The organism is Rhizobium anhuiense bv. trifolii, from assembly GCF_024346605.1.
GTDB lineage: Bacteria > Pseudomonadota > Alphaproteobacteria > Rhizobiales > Rhizobiaceae > Rhizobium > Rhizobium anhuiense.
Window position 1 is genome coordinate 257,833 of sequence record NZ_CP098803.1, and the last position, 19,427, is coordinate 277,259.

A 19,427-nucleotide genomic window follows, 5' to 3' on the forward strand; every position below is an offset into this window, starting at 1 on the left:
GGCGGGGTGCCGAATTGATACCCAGAGGCCAAACCGCGGTGAGTGAGGCAGCACAGGAGATCGACAAACTCATGGGATTGCATCCCAAGGGGTTCGATCTGTCTCTCGATCGCATCACCCGTCTTCTCGATGTGCTCGGCAATCCGCACAGGAAACTGCCGCCGGTGATCCATGTCGCCGGCACCAACGGCAAGGGGTCGGTTACCGCCTTCTCCCGCGCCCTGCTCGAAGCCGGCGGCTACAGCGCCCATGTCCACACCTCGCCGCATCTCGTCAATTGGCACGAGCGTTATCGCATCGGCGTCAAAGGCGGACGCGGACAGCTCGTGGATGATGCCGTCTTCGCCGAGGCCGTGCGTCGTGTGGCAGATGCCAATGCAGGACAGCACATCACCGTCTTCGAAATCCTGACGGCGGTCACCTTCATCCTGTTTTCCGAACATCCGGCCGATGCCGCGATCATCGAAGTCGGTCTCGGCGGCCGGTTCGACGCGACGAATGTCATTTCCGATCCGGCCGTCTCGGTGATCATGCCGATCTCGCTGGATCACCAGCCCTATCTTGGCGACAGAGTGGAGCTGATCGCGGTCGAAAAGGCCGGCATCATGAAGCCGGGATTTCCCGTTGTCATCGGTCATCAGGAATATGACGCAGCGCTCGACGTCCTGATGTCGACGGCCGAACGGCTGCATTGCCCGAGCGCCGTCTTCGGGCAGGATTTCATGGCGCATGAGGAATATGGCCGGCTCGTCTACCAGGACGAGTTCGGTCTTGCCGACCTGCCGCTGCCGCGCCTTCCCGGTCGCCACCAATATGCCAATGCCGCCGCCGCCATTCGTGCCGTCAAGGCGGCCGGTTTCACCGTCACCGAGACGATGATGGAAAAGGCGATGAGTTCGGTCGAATGGCCGGGCCGGCTCCAGCGTTTGAGCGAGGGCCGGCTGCTCTCGCATGCGCCTGTCGGCGCCGAAATCTGGATCGATGGCGGGCACAATCCCGGTGCCGGTGAAGTGATCGCCGAAGCCATGGCCAATTTCGAGGAGCGCCAGCCTCGGCCGCTTTTCCTGATCATCGGCATGATCAACACCAAGGATCCGGTCGGTTATTTCAGGGCCTTTGCCGGCTTGGTCGAGAAGGTTTTCTGCGTGCCGATCCGCGGCAGCGAAGCGATGATCGATCCGGTGATATTGTCGAATGCCGCCTATGATGCGGGCTTGGTTGCCGAACCGATGTCGACGGTCGGCGATGCGCTGGAAACCATCAAAGCCGTGCTTGATCCGGAAGCCTTGCCGCCGCGCATTCTGGTCGGCGGCTCGCTCTATCTCGTTGGCGATGTGCTTTCCGACAACGGCACGCCGCCGAAGTGAACCCTGCAAATTGAAAAAGCCCGGTCGAAACCGGGCTTTTCGTCAATGCGATATCATCAGGGCGATATCAATCAGGCAGCGTTCGAAATCCAGTTCGAAAGGGCGGTCTTCGGCTTGGCGCCGACAGAGATATCGGCAACTTCGCCGCCCTTGAAGATCGCAAGGGTCGGAATGGAGCGCACGCCGAACTGTGCGGCGAGTTCCGGGTTCTCATCGATATTGAGCTTGGCGACCTTGACCTTGCCTTCCAGCTCGACGGCGATTTCTTCGAGGCTCGGTGCAATCATCTTGCACGGGCCGCACCATTCAGCCCAGAAATCGACGACGACGGGTTCTGCGGATTCCAGAACTTCCGACTGGAAGTTATTGATATCGACTTTCACGGTAGCCATGGGCTGCTCCTTTACCGGATTGGATGTTGAACCACATGTGATGGTGCGGCGCCGAATTTTCAATGTCCGGTATTTCACTTTGTCTTGACTCCTGCAAGCGCCAAACCGAGCGCCTTTTCGCTCAGCGTGTAGAGCGAGGCGTTCTCGGTATAGACAAGCATGCAGTCGATCCGCTTATCAGGATAGAGCGGCGCCAGGATCTCGCGATAGATCGCGAGCTGCGCCTTGTGCGCGAAGGGGATGGCCTCTTCCGTTGCCGGCGGCACCCGGTTGGTCTTGTAGTCGAGAATGACGACGCGATCGGTAAGGACGGCAAGCCGGTCGATGCGGCCGGAGACGGCATAGCGCCGGCCTTCGAGCGTCAGCGTTCCCATGATCGAGACCTCGGGCTGGGCTTGCGCACCGAGGACGTCCTGCAGGCCCTGCTCGTCCAATATTTTCAGAACCGAATCGACAAGCTTGCGCCGTTCGCCTTCCGGCCAGAACCGAGCCGCCCGTTCGGCATAACGGCTCGCCGCATCGGGCTGTTCGGCAGGTGGAATGTCGGGAAGCGCCTGCAGCATGCGATGGATCAGTCTGCCCTTCTCCAGTGAACGATCGCTGCGCGGCTTCTCGGTAAACAGCGGCGAAACGACCAGCAACCCGCCCTCGTCTTCATCGATGATCGTGCCGGCGCCGGAGGGGCTGAGCGGCCGGGGCAGCGCAGCCTGCGGTGGCAAGGGCCGTAACAGGCCGTCCGGCAAACTCTCCTCGTTGTCACGCTCCTCGCTGCGGTTGACACGCTCGAAGCTTCGTTCCACCCGCGGCACGCGCCATTTGATGCCCGGCCATTCCCCATCGGGACCGGAGAATGTGGTCGCTTCCACAAGTGGATGATCGTCGCTCAGTGCCGTCGAGATCATCATATGCCAGGTGTCGTTGTTTACGCGCACGCCGCGATAGCCGCAGACGACCAGCCGGTCGGCGGCACGCGTCATGGCGACATAAAGCAACCGGCGATATTCTTCTTCCGCCAGCATCTGGATCCGCGCCGCATCGTCCTGCGTCAGCGAATTGGAAAGATCGGAGACAGGAACCCAGACCGGCATCGGCGGCTCGTCGGCGTCCGTCTCGATCAGGCGAAGCTTGGGCAGATGAGTATGGGTGAAGGCCTTCGAACCGCCGTCGACCAGGAAAACGATCGGTGCTTCAAGACCCTTGGACGCATGCACCGTCATGATTCGCACTTCGTTGCGCCCCTTGTCCTGCTCACGCTTCATTACGGGTGCTTCGAGTTCCAGCGTCGAGATGAAGGATTGCAGACCGGGAAGGCCGGAGCTCTCGTGGTCGAGCGTGAAGGTCAGGAATTCGTCGAGAATATCGCTGACCTCGGTGCCGAGACGGGCAAGGAATTGTCGTCGCCCGCCATGGCTGCCCAGCACACGGGCATAGAAATCATGAACCGACAGGCTTCTGGACTGCCGGAGGAACAATTCCAGCCTTTCGACGGCAACGCGGAAGCGTTCGGTGCCGTCGGCGGCGAAGCTTTTGAGATGGCTCCAGGCGCTCTCATTATCGCCGCGCAGGCCGGCAATCGCAAAGATGTCGTCCTCGGAAAGATCGAAAAGTGGGCTCTTGAGCACCGCGGCGAGCGAAAGATCGTCTTCCGGCAGAAGCAGGAAACGGCCGAGCGCCAGCAGATCCTGCACGGCGATATGGCTGGTCAGCACCAGTCTGTCGGCGCCGGCGACGGGAATGTCGCCGCGGCGCTTCAAGGCGCGCGTCAATGCATTGACGAAGGCGTCGCGCTTGCGCACCAGCACCAGGATGTCGCCGGCTTCGATCAGGCGCTCTTTGCCTTTGTCGACGATCGTCTCGCGGCCGACGAGCGTGCCGATCGAGTGGGCGATCCGCCGCGCGAGGATTGCGGCCGGCGCGCTTTCCGGCGTCGCGTCGAAGGGCGCCGTCCAGTCTTCCTCCTTCACCACCGCTTCCGGCGCGACCATCTCCCAGAGGTCGACGGCGCCGGGATGTCCGATGCGGCTGGAGCGGTGCACGACCGGCTCGCCGAGCGCGCTGAGGCCGCGCGCGTTCTCGGGTGTCTTGAAAATATGGTCGACGGCCTCGAGCACGTCGGCGGTCGAGCGGAACGACAGCGGCAGCCGGACAGAGGAAAAGCTCTGCCCGCTATCGGACACGCGCCGCCGCGTCCGGTCGCTCTCCTCGGAAAAACGCTCGGGCCGCGCCCCTTGGAAGGAATAGATCGACTGCTTTTCGTCGCCGACGGCAAACAGCGTGCGCACGATCGGCCGGGCGCTTTCGCCGGAGAAGAAATCTTCGGCGAGCGACTGGATGACGCTCCACTGGATCGGGCTGGTATCCTGCGCCTCGTCGACGAGGATATGATCGATACCCCGATCGAGCTTGTAGTGGACCCAGGGACCGACGCCGCTTTTCGTCAAAAGGTCGGCGGTGCGGGTGATCAGGTCCTCGAAATCAAGCTGGCTGCGCTGCTTCTTCAGCTCCTCGTAGTCGTGGTTCAGCCGGTCGGCGAGCACGAGTGCTGCATGCGTGGCGCCGTACATCCGCATCAGTTTCAGCCGGTCGCGGCTTGCTGCGACATGCGCGCGGGCAATGGCGATGGCGTCCGCCAACTGTGGTGCCTCGGCAAGCATGGCCTTTACGAAGAATTGCGAGTCCGCCTTGGGCTCGCCCTTCACGGTCAGAAAGATTTTTTCGAGAAACTCAGCGCGCCTTGCGTCGTCGCGCTCCCGCCCGGCGAGCCTGAGGCCGTAGGCAACCTCCTGCGCCTTCGCACCACCCTTCTGGTCGGCAAGCGAGAGATAGAGTTCCAGCGTTCGGCCCGAAAGCTCCGGCAAAGGCCAATATTGCGCCGCGATCCGGCTTTCCGTGTCGTCGGCGGCGAGGCCGAGCTTTTGGTGCAGGACCATCTCCATACCGCCCTGCTGTTCGGCCGTCGCGGTGAAACGACGAATGGCGTTGCGGTTGGCGACGATATCGCCGAGCAGGTTCTCCAGCCCGGATTCGTCGCCGAGATTGAGCACGTAGGCGAATGCGTCGGCAAGGGCGCTGTCTTTCTCCGGCGCCGTCGCCGTCAGCAGCGCCCGGCGCGCATCGGAAAGCAGGGACGCCGCCGCGCGATCGTCGAGAACCGAGAAATGCCCGGCAACGTTGGCCTCCAGCGGGAACTGATGCAGCAGCGCCTCGCAAAAGGCGTGGATCGTCTGGATCTTCAGCCCGCCGGGCGTCTCCAGCGCCTTTGCAAACAGCCGGCGCGCCTCGGCAAGCTTTAATCCATCAGGAGCCGTACCCTCGATCTGCATGATCCGCCGGCTAAGGTCGTCATCATCGAGCACCACCCAATCCGCCAGCCGCTCGAAGACCCGGTTCGACATTTCGGAGGCTGCAGCCTTGGTATAGGTGAGACATAAGATGGCCGAAGGCCGCGCACCGGCCAGCAGCAGCCGGATGACGCGCTGTGTCAGCACATGCGTCTTGCCGGAGCCGGCATTGGCCGAAACCCACGCCGAACGCAGCGGATCGGAGGCAATCGCCTGCTGGATGGTCGTCCAGCCGATCCAGGCGCCGGGATCGTCGTCGGTGGGAAGCGCGGTCACATCACTCATCGCCGCCGCCCTCTTCGGTTTCGGCCGTCGACCACTCGGAGACGCGGGCCAAATGATCGTAGTCGCCGCCGAAATCGAATTGCTGGGCCGGGATCAGCCGCGCGGTAAAACCTCTTTCGCTGGATTGCAGCAAACCCACGAATTTGACCAGCTGATCGATCGATTCGGCGGCGAGATCCATCGCGGATTTCGCCTTGTCGCTGCGGGTAGAGTTTTCGTTGTTGACCGTATCGACCTGGAAGCGGCTTCCGGGTCGCAGACGCACATAGAGCAGGTCTTGCGGCACGAGGCTGCCGGCATCGCGGAAGGCGCCGGCGCTCAAGGCCGCCGCTTCAAGCGCAAGCTGCGGATCGAGAAGCACGCGCGCCTGCGCCGGCGAGGGATTGTAGCCGGTCTTGTAGTCGATGATGTCGGCCGAGTGTGGTCCGGTTATGTCGATCCGGTCCGCGACGCCAGTGAGCCGGATATTGATCGGCTCCAGCTCCATGCCGCCCCGCACCTCCGTCAACGTTTTCAGGATGCCATGCCGCCGTCCGGCCTCCCATTCGAGGAAGGCGCGGGCCACCTCGCGAAAGCGCGGCCGCCACACGGCATCGATATGCGGCGGTAGCCGCTCCATGTCGAAAAGTTCGGAAAGGATGCGCTCCATGGCTGCTGCCGCATCCGGTGTCCCGGCAATATTAGCCTCGCGGATGAACCGGTCGACGATCTTGTGATAGAGCGTTCCGCGTTCGGCCGCACCCGGATCGCGGTTGAACGCGTCGACGGGGTCGAGACGCAGGATGCGGCGGGCATAGATGGCATAGGGGTCGCGGCGCAGCCGGCCGACTTCGCTGAAGGAATAGGATTTCGGCTGCAATGCCAGCGGCGGTTTCGGCGAGGGTCGCTGCGCCGGCGTCTGGCTATCTCCCCGATCGATGAGGCCGGCCCATTGCAGGAACCGGTTGCCCCGCCCTTTCAATTCCGCTTCGAACGCCTCTCCGCCGAGCGCCAGCAGCCGCTGCAGCCAGCGCGAGGCGACGGTCGGCGTCGAGCCCTGGCGCAGCGCGCGCGAATAGATCAGATGGCGCGTGCCGTTTGCCATCTCGAAATCATGCGCCAGCTGGCCGATGCGTCGTTCCGGCGGTTCGAGGCCGATCTCCGTCTTCATCATCCGTGGAATGAAGGGGTTATTGGCGGTCTGCCCCGGCCAGGTGCCCTCGTTCAGGCCGCCGAGGATCAGCGTATCGACGCTCTGCAGGCGGGCTTCCAACGTGCCGAAGATGAAGAGGCGGGGATGGCTGAGCGCCCGCGGCTTCACGGCATGACCGGCGGCAAGGGCGGCCATGATGTCGATCCATTGCGGTCCGTCGGCCTCCATCTGGCCGTCCGTGTCGATCACCTCGCTGAGCAGGGCGGCGAGTGCATCTCCCGCTTCACCAGACCAGAGATCGGCGAGATTGCCTTGCGGATCGACCGCGACCGCTTCGAGCGAACGGCCGGTGCGCTCCGCCCATTCGGACAATGTGAAGCTCAGAGTTCTCCCGCGATCTTCCGGCCGGTGTCGCATCAGTGCCGACGCCAGTGGCTCGGTCGCCTGCGTGACCCGCCGGGCAAGGTCGTTTGCGGCGTCGGCTGCATCAGGCGAAAGCGCTTTGCGCCATTGCGGCGCGTGCCTGTCCAGCGCCTGTTCGGCAAGTTGGTGGGTGAGCAACGGCTCGAGCGTGCTGATATCCACCTCGGCCACGCCGCCGCGCAGCGCCAGCAGCTCGAGCGCCTCAGTAGCGGAAATCAATGCGTCACGTTCCAGGCCGAAGCGGGCAAGCGGATGTTTGAGCAAAGAGACGATCGCCACCGGATCGCCCGGTCGCAGCGCTGCCTCGAGCAGCAATTGCAGCAAGGTGCCCTGCGGCATGGCCGCAAGCGGTGTACCCGCCGAATCGTCGGCGAGGATGCCGAAGCGGGAAAGCTCGGCCATGACCCGCCGCGCGAGATTGCGGTCCGGCGTGATGAGTGCTGCCCGGCTCTCGCCGTCCTGTCCCGGCCTCTCCAGTGCAAGCCGGAGCGCGATGGCAATCGCGGTTGCTTCTTCGCGTTCGTTGGCGGCTTCGATCAGCGAAACATCGGCGAAGGCTGAAGACAGGGCGCCCTCGGGCAGGCCGCTCTTCCACGCCCCCCAATCACTGGTCGCCTCCGATGGGGCGAGGGCCCGAGACAGGATTTCGGCGCGCCGGTCAAGATCGCCCTCCGGTCCGTCGAGGGGCGTTACGTCGGCACGCGCCAGCTTCAGCCGCTTGAGCAGCGACGACAGGCCATACTGCGGATGGCTGCGACTTGCCGGATTGGCATGTTGGCCGGGCGCCGGTTCCGGCGCGACCATCTGCCAGTGGTTCTCGGGCATGACGAGATCGAGGCCCGGGAGCACGATGACGCCTTCGGGCAGATTGGCGACGGCGGCGATGAGATCGGCGGTGGCGGGAACGGAACCCGTCGAACCGGCGATGATGATCGGCCCAGCGGGTTTCGTCGCCGAAAGCCGGCTTGCTTCGGCCCGGAGAATGGCGTTTCTGTGCCGCGCCGGCGAGGATTTGCCGAGTTCCGAAAGCCGCTCCGGCCAGAAAGCACTGGCGATCTGCAGGAATTCTGCCGTCAGCTGCCACCAGGCGGCATAGTCGCCGGTGTCGAGTTTCGACAACTCCGACCAGTCGAGATCCTCGGTTTCGATCGAATCGATCAGTTCCGCCAGGTTGCGGGCGAGCCAGATCGCATCCGCCGGGCTTGCGGGTGCGACGAGCGGCGAGTCCGAATGAATGTGGCGGACGATCTCAGGCAGCTTGTTTCGCCAGGCGAGGATCAGGCGCGCCAGTTCCAGAAGACGGGCGGTATTCGACAGTGGTTGGGTGAGATCGATCGTAGCCGGCAGTGCCTCGTCGAAATAACCGCTGTCGTCATCGGTTTCGCCGAGCGGACGGATGACCGGCAGAATCGCCGAGCGGCCGCCGAGCAGATCGACGAATTCAGAGCGCAGAACACGCACGGCGCGCCGTGTCGGCAGGTAGATCGTTACCTTGGCCAGCGATAGCGGATCATCGGCCTCGTGCCGGAAGAGTGGCGTCAGCCGGCCGTCGCAAAGCGTCGTCGCCAGCGTTTTCAGGAAGGAGAGACCCGCCGGGATCGTCAGGATGCGTGGCTGGTGCCGCTCCGCCATGGCTTAAGCGAACGCCCGCAATCGTCGGATCGTTTGCTCCGCCTCGCCGATCGCCTCCGGCGTTCCCACAGTCAGCCAATGGCCTTCGAGCACCATGCCGAAAAGTCGTCCGCGCGCGATCGCCTTGTCGAAATAGATATTGAGGTTGAAGGCATCCTTCGGCGCATCGTCGAACAGCGATGGGTTCATGGCGATGGCGCCGGCATAGACGACGGGATTGGATGGATCGTCGCGATAACGCGCCAGCCGGCCATCGGCCGCCAGACTGAAGTCGTTCTTGCCGTTGTGACCCGTCGTATCTTCAATCCCAACGCAAAGCAGCGCCATATCCATGCGGTCGGCATCGAAGAATCCGGCTAAGCGTTGCAGGTTCGTCGGCCGCCCCGGCTGTTCGCCGATCCAGAAGAGATCGGCATTCATGACGAAAATATTGTCGCGGGTAAGCAGGTTGAGCCCCTTCGCCAGCCCGCCGCCGGAATTCATCAGCGCGTCACGCTCGTCGGAAATGACGATGTCGAGGCCGCGATAATTCCCGAGATGATCGAGCATCTGTTCGGCGTGGTGGTGAACATTGACGACGGCGCGTTCGACGCCGGCCGCCACCAGCGAATCCAGCGCGTAGTCGATCATCGGCTTGCCGTCGATCTTCACCAGCGGCTTCGGGATCGTGTCGGTGATCGGGCGCATGCGGGTTCCGAGACCCGCGGCCAGTACCATGGCTTGTCTGATGGTCATCCTGATCCGGAACTTATGATTCGCTCTGGCCTATTCCAGCCCTTGCGCACCAATCGCGCAAGGGGGCAAGCGTTTCATGCTCGAGCGCGACATTCAGATAGGCGAGCGTGCGCGGCATGTGTTTCAGATAACCCGGCTTGCCGTCGCGCTGCAACAGCCGCACCCAGAGGCCGGCAAGCTTGCAATTGCGTTGCGCCGACATGATCGCCCAGGCCTTCATGAATCCGGTTTCGTCGAAACCGCCCTGTGCGTGGCGAAGCGTCAGATAATCAGCCATCAATTGCCGGAAGAGATCCGGCTCGATCGTCACACGCGCATCCTGGACGATCGAGGCGAGATCATAGGCCGTGGGGCCGATCATGGCGTCCTGGAAATCGATGAGGCCGATCCGTTGGATGCCCTTCGCCTGCGGTCGCCAGATGATATTCGGCGAGTGGAAGTCGCGCAGTAGCAGATTGTTCTCGGCCGATGCAAGCTCATCGATGAGCCTATCCCAGATCGCCAGATAATCCGCCCGCTCTTCTTCCGTTGCCGGTGCTCCCTGACGCTTCCAGGGCAGGTGCCAGTCGAGCACCAGCCGCACCTCCATCTTCATCGCCGTGCGGTCGAAATCAGGGATATGATGGACATGCGCCTTTCCAACAGGGATGTCCTGCGGAAATTTCAGGGCGTGCAGTTTGGCAAGGCAGGCAACGCTTTCGCGATAGCGTTCGACAATAGGCTGGCCCCGGGCATCCAGAACGCCGTCGCTGCCGAGATCTTCGATCAGCAGGATACCCTTGTTATAATCCACCTTGTAGATCTCGGGCGCCGCAAAGCCGTCCTTGCGCAGCACATCGGCGATCGCCACGAAGGGATAGGCGTTTTCGGCGAGATGCGCGACTTTGGGATAGGGTTTGCCGTCGAGAACCGGCGGTCCTTCGGCAAGCGGCGGCCAGTCCATCAGGATGACGCGCTGGTTTTCGGCCTTCGGATAGATCGCCTCATAGGCACGTAGCGAGGCATCGCCGGTCAGGAAGCGACGCCTCGCTTCGGGATAACCAGCATCGTCAAGGAAATCGCGAATCGACAGGACACGACGGATGCGTGAATTTTGTGCACCGGTAGCTCTGATTGTCGCCCGGCGGCCATTACCTTCATGTTCCAGCGTCAGCGCGATGCGCTCCGCAGGCAGTTCGCTCTCGGCCATCTCAGGCCATTCGACGAGACAGATGCCGTTTTGCAGAGCCTCGTCGAAGCCCAGTTCCATCAGTTCGGCCGGATCGCCAAGCCGGTAGAGATCGAAGTGAGAAACGGGGATGCGCAGGTCGTAGGATTGCACCAGCGTGAAGGTCGGGCTCGGGACTTCGAGCTCCTCGTCATCGGCGATGGCGCGCAGGATCGCGCGGGCGAGCGAGGATTTCCCCGCGCCGAGATCGCCGGAAAGAGCAAGGCAGTCACCGGCTTTCAGGGCCAGCGCCAAATCTTCGCCGAGGCGGAGGGTGGCCGCCTCGTCTTCCAGAAAAAGCGAGATTGCATCGCCGGTCGTCATTCGGCGGCGGCGGAATGCGGTACATCGACCGAGGGAATACGGCAGACGACGGTCGTACCATTGCCGGGTTCGCTGTCGATCGTCACGTCGCCATGATGCAGGCTGACGAAGCTGTCGACGATCGAAAGGCCGAGGCCGGCGCCGCCGCGTTTGCCGCTTTTCGCTCCCGTCGCGAAACGGTCGAAGACGGTGGCGATCATGTCAGGCGAGATGCCCGGGCCGCGATCGCTGACGGAGAAGACGAAATCCGTGCCGTCGCGATGGCATTCCAGCGAGATCGAGCTGCCTTCGGGCGAGAAATTCGCCGCATTGGAAAGCAGCTTCAGCAGGATCTGTTTCAGCCGCTGCGGATCGGCAACGATCGAGCCGAGATAGGCGGGTGCGGTGATTTCGAGTGCGACGCCGCTTTCCTGGAGACGATCGGCGATCTGCATCGACACGTCGTCGAGCAGATCGTTGAGATCAATATCCGCATAGTTGAGGCGCATGATGCCGGCATCGACGGTCGCAAGGTCAAGAATATCGTTGACCAGCGTCAAGAGAACGGAGGACGAGGTCGAGATGTGGTCGATATATTCGGCCTGCCGTTCGGTCAGCGGGCCGACGCCCGGCGTGCGCAGGAGATCGGTGAAGCCGATGATGTTGGTCAACGGCGAACGCAGCTCGTAGGACACGTGCTGGACGAAGTCGTTCTTCAACTCGTCGGCCTTGCGCAATGCTTCGTTCTTCTCGGTCAGCGCGCGCTCGGCTCGCACGCTGTCGGTCATGTTGACGAAGGTCAGCATGGTCTGGGCGTTCGGCAGCGGGATGACGGCGTAGTCGAGCACGAGGCCGGAGAAGAGCTCCAGCGTCCCCTGGCCCGAGCGGCGTTCGTCGTCGAAGCTGGTGATCAGTTCGGCGAAGGCCTTCCAGCCATCCGGCCGGTCATAAGACGGCGCGCAGGCCTCGCCGAGCGCACGGATATGGGTGCCGGGCTTGGCTTCGGTTTCCGTGATCCCCCAGAGCGCGCGGAAGGCAGGGTTCGAAAGGCGGATGCGTCCGTCAGGGCCAAACACCGCCACACCTTCGGAAAGATGGTCGATCGTTTCGCCCTGCACCTTGACCAGCGTGTTGTAGCGCGTTTCGAGATCGACCTGTTCGGTCAGGTTTTCGAACACCCAGGTGGCGCCGCCCTGCGGATGGGCGGTCGCGAAGACGCGCAGCGTCTGCCCGTTCGGCAGGTGCCAGAGATCGGATTGCGTGTCGAGCGCGCGATAGACGGAAAGCGCGGTTTCCTTCCAGCTTTTCCAGTTGAGCTGGTCCGGCAGTTTCTTCGCTGCCCGCAGCCGCTCGAGCAACTCGCTGTTGTCAGGCCGGCCTTCGAGGAAGGCGATATCGAGCTGCCAGAGCGCCACGAAGGCCTGGTTGTAGAATTGCAGGCGGCGGTCGCCGTCGAAAATGGCAACGGGAGTGGCAAGATGATCGAGCGTCTCGGCATGGCTTTTCAGCGTCCGCTCCAATTCGGCGCGCACGGCCTCTATGTCGGACACATCGATCGCGATGCCGGCCGAGCCGCCGGGAACCCTGACGTCGACGACGTCGAAGAATGTGCGGTTGCCGCGCACGACCGTCGAGATCGTGTCGTGGAAGGGCGATTCCGGCGTCGTCGTCGCGCGAATGCGTTCGCGCGCCACGGTCGTCAGCATCTCGCGGCCTTCATTGATCGCCTGCTGCGGCGAGCGCGCTTCGACCGCCTCGCCATAAGCCTGGTTGACCCAGGTGAGGCGCCCCACCGGGTCGCGCTGCCAAGCCGGCATGTCGATCGCGTCGAGCATGGTCTGGAAGGCCGAGATCGAGGTCATCAGCCGGTCGCGCTCGATCCTGAGCTCTGCGAGTTCGGCGCGCAAATTGTTAAGCGCCACGAAACGGACGAAGGCACGCCCGCCGGAAACCCGGCCCTGCGCCTCGAGGATTTCGTCGCGGATGGTTTCGACCACCATGTCGAAGCTCTGTGCCTCGTCGCGCAGCCGATCGATCGCCTTTTCCAGTTCGGAGGCCGAACGTGACTTCAGCCACAGGCCGAAGGCCAGGAATTCGCCGTCCTGCGGCGCGCCGGTCTCGGGCGGAAGCTGGCCGAGCAGTTCAGGGCGGGCATTGCCGTCCCAGATGACGATCCGCCGATTCTTGTCGGCGATCAGAGCCTGGTATTGGGAAATGCGCTGCTGGGCGTCAGAGAGTGCCGAGCGGATTTCCCGGCTCTCGTTTTCCAGATTGCCGCGCTGGCGCACGAGCCACAGCGTCGAAAGCAGTGCCGCCGATATGACGCCGATGACGACGGAAACGCCGACGACTTGCGAGGATGTGAAGAGGTGGGCCGAGGCCGCCGCCTGCTGCTCCGTCTGTGCCAGAACCGGCCGCGCCAACGCGGCAAGCGCGGTACCGGCCGCGCAGGTTTTCAGGAAGCGCGCCAATGGTCCATGCTCTTGCTTTGCGGCCTCGTGTGCCGTTGCAGATTTATATCCTTGGCCTGCCATGAGCGGGCGGCGACCGGCGCAAGCGCCATCATCCGCCTGACCGGGCAGGCTGCTTTTCATTTCCGACATCCGCGGTATGTCTCCGTCCTTCAATGTGCCGCATTACGACAAGACATCCCATTTTCGCAGCGGTCGGACGGGGTCCGGCGCCACGAATCAAGTCTTAAAACAATACTTCGGAAGGGAATCGGCGGGAAGGGAGCGTCCAAAAAATAAGCCGCGACATTTGTCAATGCCGCGGCTTCTACATCTTGTGGATATTAACGGTCGGATCAATATCTGTAGTGGTCGGACTTGAACGGGCCCTTCGGCGAGACGCCGATATAGGCAGCCTGTTCCTCGGAAAGCTCGGTCAGCTTCACGCCGAGCTTGTCGAGATGCAGGCGCGCGACCTTTTCATCGAGATGCTTAGGCAGGATATAGACCTTGTTGGAATACTGGTCGGGCTTGGTGAAGAGCTCGATCTGCGCCAGCGTCTGGTTGGTGAAGGAAGCCGACATCACGAAGGACGGATGGCCGGTGGCGTTGCCGAGATTGAGCAGGCGGCCTTCGGAAAGAAGGATGATCCGGTTGCCCTTGGGGAATTCGATCAGGTCGACCTGCGGCTTGACGTTGGTCCACTTGAGATTGCGCAGCGCAGCGACTTCGATTTCGTTGTCGAAGTGACCGATGTTGCCGACGATCGCCATATCCTTCATCTGACGCATATGGTCGATGCGGATGACATCCTTATTGCCCGTGGTGGTGATGAAGATATCGGCCGAGGAAACGACGTCCTCGAGCAGGACGACTTCATAACCATCCATGGCGGCCTGCAGGGCGCAGATCGGATCGGCTTCGGTCACCTTGACGCGGGCGCCGGCACCGGAAAGCGATGCGGCAGAACCCTTGCCGACGTCGCCGTAACCGCAGACGACGGCAACCTTGCCGGCCATCATCACGTCGGTGCCGCGGCGGATACCATCGACCAGCGATTCCTTGCAGCCATACTTGTTGTCGAACTTCGACTTGGTGACGGAGTCGTTGACGTTGATGGCCGGGAAGGGCAGCAGGCCCTTCTGGCTGAGCTGGTAAAGGCGATTGACGCCCGTCGTGGTTTCTTCGGTAACGCCCTTGATGGCATCACGCTGCTTGGTGAACCAGCCCGGCGAAGCGGCAAGGCGCTTCTTGATCTGCGCGAAGAGGATTTCCTCTTCTTCGGAATGCGGATGGGACAGCACGTCCTCGCCGGCTTCGGCGCGGGCGCCGAGCAGGATATACATAGTGGCGTCGCCGCCGTCATCGAGGATCATGTTGGAAAGGCCGCCATCGGCCCACTGGAAGATCTTGTCGGTATACACCCAGTAGTCTTCGAGCGACTCGCCCTTGATGGCGAAGACCGGAACACCGGCAGCGGCGATCGCGGCAGCGGCATGATCCTGCGTCGAGAAGATGTTGCACGAGGCCCAGCGGACTTCGGCGCCGAGCGCGACCAGCGTTTCGATGAGCACGGCCGTCTGGATGGTCATATGCAGCGAGCCGGTGATGCGCGCGCCCTTCAGCGGCTTTGCCTGGCCGAATTCGGTGCGGCAGGACATCAGCCCCGGCATTTCGGTTTCGGCGATCGTAATTTCCTTGCGGCCGAAGTCCGCAAGCCCGATATCGGCGACGACATAATCTTTTTCAGTGCTCATAGAGGTCTCCAGGCTGAAAAACGTCTCAAAATTGGCGCAGGCGCGAAGATGACCGCGCGACGGATGGGCCGCGTGCTCATGCATGTCGCCTGGAAGTGCAGCGGTTCCGGGACAACGACAGGCATAACGACGAAGAGCTAAAGTGCATTGCATGAACCAAGTTCGATGCGAACGCGCGTTAGCGCACGGCATGTCGCCGTTTAGCAGGCTTCGTCTGAGATGGCAATAAGGATATAAAGAAGTCTTTATATGTTTATATGAGCTCGGCCGGAGCTCACATTTCTTCGCCGAACCTGTTCTGGATCAGTTGATCCAGCGCCTCCAGGGCTTCCTCGGCCTGACTGCCGCTCGCCGAGACGACGACGCTAGAGCCGGGGCTGGCCGCAAGCATCATCAGGCCCATGATGGAAGTGCCGCCAACCGTCATTCCATCTTTGGAAACGGTGATGGCTGCATCGAAGGTTTCGACCATCTGCACGAATTTGGCGGAGGCGCGCGCGTGAAGACCGCGCTTGTTGATGATCAGGAGTTCCCGGGAGAGCGATGTCATGAAGGCCCGTTATTTTCCGCTGAGCACACGGCTCGCGACATTGATATATTTCCGCCCGGCTTCGGAAGCCTCCACCAGGGCCTTCTCCATGTTGTTCTCGCCGCGTACGCCGGCAAGCTTGATCAGCATCGGCAGGTTGACGCCGGCAATGACTTCGGTATGGCCGCTGCTCATCACTGATATGGCGAGATTGGACGGCGTGCCGCCGAACATATCAGTCAGGATGACGACGCCATGGCCGTCATCGGCACCGGAAACGGCTTCCAGAATGTCTTGCCGTCTCTGGTCCATGTCGTCTTCGGGGCCAATGCAGACCGTCTCGATGAATTTCTGAGGACCGACGACGTGCTCGACAGCATGACGAAACTCTTCAGCCAGCTTGCCATGAGTGACAAGCACAAGTCCGATCATGATATTACTGCTCCCATATACGCAATCGGTGGCCCCAATATCGCAATGCAGCAATTACGTCCACCGGTGGGGGCACATCTTGGCTATGAAAAGCCGAAGTGCAAGATAAAAATGCGAATATATAAGGCAGATTGACCAATCCGGAAGGCTTCAATGCCCGATATCGGGTGCTTTCGCCATCAGGATCGCAAGCGGTGCGGAAACACCTGTGAGCAACCGCAATGCGGGAAGCGAAAATCCGGCCGCAAGGCTGACGGTTTCGCCTTCGGGGGGCAGGCGGTATTCACCGGAAGCGGTGGCCGGAAGCACGGCATAATGCATGGCTGCGCTCGGAATATGATCCTGCTGAACGATGCCGGTGCCGCGAAGCTCGATCAGCCCGGCGATCGACGGTGGACATGTGGCGATGACCGTGCCGGCCTCTCCCGACAAAAGCACCTGGTCGTCGGCGACCAGTGCCGTGAAAAGCCCGAGCCGGCGCGCCTCGGTCATGCAGGTGAAGGCCAGCATCGATTTGCCCCAGCCGGAAGGGCCGCTGAACAAGAGCCCCGTTCTGCCGACGACGATCGCCGTCGCATGAATGTTCAGAGCGTCGGTCATGCGGCGGCGTCGACGGGCAAAGAGAGGATGAAGCGCGCGCCGAGCACATGTCCGCCTTCGGAATCGGTAATGTTTTCGGCTCTCAGCGAACCGCCATGGGCTTCGGCGATCTGGCGGCTGATCGAAAGGCCGAGGCCCGAATTCTGGCCGAAGCCTTCCGATTCCGGACGGTCCGTATAGAAACGCTCGAAGATACGGTCGATATTTTCCGCCTGGATGCCGGGACCATTGTCTTCGATCGTCGTGACGCAGCGCGAACGTGTCCGCACCAGCCGCACGATAATCTTGCCGCCCTTTTCCGGAACGAAAGAGCGGGCGTTCTCGATCAGGTTGGCGATGATCTGGCCGATGCGCAGATCGTGGCCGTTGACCACGAAGCGGGTCTTGACGTTCGGCTTGCGTTCGATCGCATATTCGATCTCCACCTGCTTCTTGCTGCTCCGGACCTGGCGCGAAACCTCGATCAGGTCGCGCAGCAGCACCTCCATGTCGACGGAGCCGGCATCGACGCGGGCGAGTTCGGCATCGAGGCGGGAGGCGTCGGAGATATCGCTGATCAGCCGGTCGAGACGGCGGACGTCGTGCTGGATGACATCCATCAGCCGCTTCTTGGAATCGTCGGAGCGGGCGAGCGGCAGCGTTTCGACAGCGCTGCGCAGCGATGTCAGCGGATTCTTGAGCTCGTGGCTGACATCGGCCGCGAAACTCTCGATCGCATCGATGCGGTCGTAGAGCGCCGTCGTCATTTCGCGCAAGGCGATGGAAAGATTGCCGATTTCATCCTGGCGGGCGGAGAAGTCGGGGATCTCCTCACGCGCCTTGGCGCCGCGGCGCACACGGATGGCGGCGGCCGAAAGGCGGCGCAGCGGATTGGCGATCGTCGAGGACAACACCAGCGAAAGCAGCACGTTGACGAGCGTCGCGACGCCGAAGACGCGCATGATGGCAAGCCGCTCGGCATGAACGATATTGTCGATGTCGCCCGCCTGTGTCGACAGCAGCAGCACGCCGAGCACGGCGCGGAAGCGCTGGATCGGCACGGCGACGGAAACGATGAGCTCGCCTTTTTCGGTCGTGCGCACGACCGCCCCGCGCACGCCGGTCAGCGCGTTCATCACCTCGGGATAGATCGAGCCGTCGCCACCCGGCGCCTCTTTGTAGACCGGCAGATTGCCGGGCTGCAACGCCTTGTTGAACAGGGTCGCGAACCACTCGCTCCAGGTCTGTTTCTCCTCTTCGACCGGCGGCAGATCGAAGCGCAGCACCTGCCCGCGCGAATAGAGATGGCGCGAATCGAGCAGCAGATTGGCGTCGGCATCGAAGATGCGGGCGCGCGTGCGCGTCGGAGAGATCAGCCGGCGCAGCACCGGGGCAACCTTCTCGGGGTCGATTGGGAATTCCAGGTCCTCGTCGTTCGGCACCGGGGTGATGCTCTGACCGGCCTGCAGCTCGAGCAGCTTCTGCGGATCGATGGTGATCGAGTTGGTATCGACCGACGCGGAAGCCGAAACGGCGCCGGCGATGATCTCGCCCTGCGTCAACAGGCTCTCGACGCGGGCGTCGATCAATCCCTCGCGAAACTGGTTGAGGTAGAGAATGCCGCCGACGAGCACCAGCAGCGCGGCCAGATTGAAGAACAGGATACGCCGCGTCAGGCTCGAAAACACGGCATTGCCGAAGATGCGGCGGATCAGCGTGAAGGGGTGCGACCAACGGCGGCCTCGGACGCGACGGGTGCTCACGCCCTCCGCATCGTCCAGATCCCTTTCCTGCACCAACTGTGCCAATGACAGGCCCTTTCGAAGGGCGGGGCCGGATGGAGCCGGCCCGCTGCCCTCAACAATTCCAACAGCGCCGCGCGTCTTTTCAGACGCGCAAAAGGCGCTGCAACAGTTTGAACCGCTGCATATTTTATTCTTGGATCGGCTCCAAGGAATTATGCAGTCGCGCCGCGCCGTTTAGGCTCAGGCTGCTTCGCGGAAGCGGTATCCCACTCCGTAGAGTGTTTCAATCATATCAAAGTCGGTGTCGACCATCTTGAATTTCTTGCGCAGCCGCTTGATGTGGCTGTCGATGGTCCGGTCGTCGACATAGACCTGTTCGTCATAGGCCGCGTCCATCAGCGCGTCGCGGCTTTTGACGACGCCGGGGCGCTGCGCCAGCGAATGCAGAATCAGGAATTCGGTCACCGTCAGCGTCACGGCCTCACCCTTCCAGGTGCAGGTATGGCGTTCCTGGTCCATGACCAGCTGGCCGCGCTCCAGTGAGCGGGCCTGCTGCACCGCGCCGGCCTTCGGCGCGCCGGCGGGGCTGGTGCCGGCGGCAGCGGCTTCACGGCTGGAGGCGCGGCGCAGGACGGCGCGCACGCGCTCGACCAGCAGGCGCTGCGAAAATGGCTTGGTGATGAAATCGTCGGCGCCCATCTTCAGGCCGAACAGCTCGTCGATCTCCTCATCCTTGGAAGTGAGGAAGATGACGGGAATATCCGACTTCTGCCGCAGGCGGCGCAGCAGTTCCATGCCGTCCATGCGCGGCATCTTGATGTCGAAGATCGCCAGCTGTGGCGGTCGCGCCAAAAGGCCGTCGAGCGCCGAGGCACCGTCCGTATAGGTCTCGACCTTGTATCCTTCGGCCTCCAGTGCGATCGACACAGAGGTAAGGATGTTGCGGTCGTCATCAACGAGCGCGATTGTCGGCATGGTGTTGGTCTCCGTCATCAGTGCGCAATCTCCCGGATTTTGCTCTCCCCAGGCGGTCTCAGTGACCGGATGCGCTTATGGAGGATAAAGGTGGAACAAATTGTGGCAAAGATAAAGGGGAAGATTGTCGTAAAATTCGCCGG

Annotated in this window: 13 protein-coding genes; 1 reads left to right on the forward strand and 12 read right to left on the reverse strand. The window is 62.3% G+C overall.

The genetic code is table 11. The features are described 5' to 3' along the window. Positions 1 to 14 precede the first annotated feature (14 nt). Positions 15 to 1,367 (forward strand): bifunctional folylpolyglutamate synthase/dihydrofolate synthase, encoded by a 1,353-nt coding sequence (locus tag NE851_RS09860; RefSeq protein WP_174824490.1) that lies wholly within the window; start codon positions 15 to 17, stop codon positions 1,365 to 1,367. 71 nt (positions 1,368 to 1,438) lie between these two features. Here NE851_RS09860 and trxA read toward each other — a convergent pair whose 3' ends face one another. The 12 genes from trxA to NE851_RS09920 all read right to left on the reverse strand — a co-directional run bounded on the left by trxA (position 1,439) and on the right by NE851_RS09920 (position 19,284). Further along, a complete protein-coding gene (gene trxA / locus NE851_RS09865; RefSeq protein WP_063473894.1) occupies positions 1,439 to 1,759 on the reverse strand; it encodes a thioredoxin in 321 nt (106 codons plus the stop codon). A 74-nt stretch (positions 1,760 to 1,833) separates the two neighbouring features. Then, positions 1,834 to 5,385 carry a double-strand break repair helicase AddA gene (gene addA / locus NE851_RS09870; protein ID WP_254960109.1) on the reverse strand — a complete coding sequence of 1,184 codons (3,552 nt, stop codon included), beginning with the start codon at positions 5,383 to 5,385 and terminating at the stop codon, positions 1,834 to 1,836. After that, the gene (gene addB / locus NE851_RS09875) at positions 5,378 to 8,572 is read right to left on the reverse strand and encodes a double-strand break repair protein AddB (RefSeq protein ID WP_183905883.1); all 3,195 of its coding nucleotides are present in this window, start codon (positions 8,570 to 8,572) and stop codon (positions 5,378 to 5,380) included. Before addB ends, addA begins: the two co-directional genes overlap by 8 nt. A gap of 3 nt (positions 8,573 to 8,575) precedes the next feature. Next, entirely contained in the window at positions 8,576 to 9,307 is a 732-nt protein-coding gene (locus tag NE851_RS09880; protein ID WP_063473897.1) for a nucleotidyltransferase family protein, read from the reverse strand. Between the two features lie 13 nt (positions 9,308 to 9,320). Then, positions 9,321 to 10,838, reverse strand: coding sequence for a tRNA (adenosine(37)-N6)-threonylcarbamoyltransferase complex ATPase subunit type 1 TsaE (gene tsaE, locus NE851_RS09885; protein ID WP_063473898.1), 1,518 nt, complete (start codon positions 10,836 to 10,838; stop codon positions 9,321 to 9,323). Continuing rightward, positions 10,835 to 13,420 (reverse strand): sensor histidine kinase, encoded by a 2,586-nt coding sequence (locus NE851_RS09890; RefSeq protein ID WP_063473899.1) that lies wholly within the window; start codon positions 13,418 to 13,420, stop codon positions 10,835 to 10,837. Before NE851_RS09890 ends, tsaE begins: the two co-directional genes overlap by 4 nt. Positions 13,421 to 13,623: 203 nt before the next feature. Continuing rightward, the gene (ahcY, locus tag NE851_RS09895; RefSeq protein WP_047616091.1) at positions 13,624 to 15,024 is read right to left on the reverse strand and encodes an adenosylhomocysteinase; all 1,401 of its coding nucleotides are present in this window, start codon (positions 15,022 to 15,024) and stop codon (positions 13,624 to 13,626) included. 274 nt (positions 15,025 to 15,298) lie between these two features. Further along, positions 15,299 to 15,574, reverse strand: coding sequence for an HPr family phosphocarrier protein (locus tag NE851_RS09900; RefSeq protein WP_003544133.1), 276 nt, complete (start codon positions 15,572 to 15,574; stop codon positions 15,299 to 15,301). Between the two features lie 9 nt (positions 15,575 to 15,583). Continuing rightward, positions 15,584 to 15,985, reverse strand: coding sequence for a PTS sugar transporter subunit IIA (locus tag NE851_RS09905; protein ID WP_003544139.1), 402 nt, complete (start codon positions 15,983 to 15,985; stop codon positions 15,584 to 15,586). 150 nt (positions 15,986 to 16,135) lie between these two features. Next, positions 16,136 to 16,585 (reverse strand): HPr kinase/phosphorylase, encoded by a 450-nt coding sequence (locus NE851_RS09910; protein ID WP_047615973.1) that lies wholly within the window; start codon positions 16,583 to 16,585, stop codon positions 16,136 to 16,138. Next, the gene (locus NE851_RS09915) at positions 16,582 to 18,372 is read right to left on the reverse strand and encodes a sensor histidine kinase (RefSeq protein ID WP_048338405.1); all 1,791 of its coding nucleotides are present in this window, start codon (positions 18,370 to 18,372) and stop codon (positions 16,582 to 16,584) included. Before NE851_RS09915 ends, NE851_RS09910 begins: the two co-directional genes overlap by 4 nt. A 177-nt stretch (positions 18,373 to 18,549) precedes the next feature. Next, positions 18,550 to 19,284 (reverse strand): response regulator transcription factor, encoded by a 735-nt coding sequence (locus NE851_RS09920; protein ID WP_188947094.1) that lies wholly within the window; start codon positions 19,282 to 19,284, stop codon positions 18,550 to 18,552. Positions 19,285 to 19,427: the final 143 nt, after the last annotated feature.

Bases quoted from the DNA above. Each gene is read 5' to 3' on its own strand.
- trxA (WP_063473894.1), bottom strand. From the start codon at position 1,759: ATGGCTACCGTGAAAGTCGATATCAATAACTTCCAGTCGGAAGTTCTG.
- addA (WP_254960109.1), bottom strand. From the start codon at position 5,385: ATGAGTGATGTGACCGCGCTTCCCACCGACGACGATCCCGGCGCCTGG.
- addB (WP_183905883.1), bottom strand. From the start codon at position 8,572: ATGGCGGAGCGGCACCAGCCACGCATCCTGACGATCCCGGCGGGTCTC.
- NE851_RS09880 (WP_063473897.1), bottom strand. From the start codon at position 9,307: ATGACCATCAGACAAGCCATGGTACTGGCCGCGGGTCTCGGAACCCGC.
- tsaE (WP_063473898.1), bottom strand. From the start codon at position 10,838: ATGACGACCGGCGATGCAATCTCGCTTTTTCTGGAAGACGAGGCGGCC.
- NE851_RS09890 (WP_063473899.1), bottom strand. From the start codon at position 13,420: ATGTCGGAAATGAAAAGCAGCCTGCCCGGTCAGGCGGATGATGGCGCT.
- ahcY (WP_047616091.1), bottom strand. From the start codon at position 15,024: ATGAGCACTGAAAAAGATTATGTCGTCGCCGATATCGGGCTTGCGGAC.
- NE851_RS09900 (WP_003544133.1), bottom strand. From the start codon at position 15,574: ATGACATCGCTCTCCCGGGAACTCCTGATCATCAACAAGCGCGGTCTT.
- NE851_RS09905 (WP_003544139.1), bottom strand. From the start codon at position 15,985: ATGATCGGACTTGTGCTTGTCACTCATGGCAAGCTGGCTGAAGAGTTT.
- NE851_RS09910 (WP_047615973.1), bottom strand. From the start codon at position 16,585: ATGACCGACGCTCTGAACATTCATGCGACGGCGATCGTCGTCGGCAGA.
- NE851_RS09920 (WP_188947094.1), bottom strand. From the start codon at position 19,284: ATGCCGACAATCGCGCTCGTTGATGACGACCGCAACATCCTTACCTCT.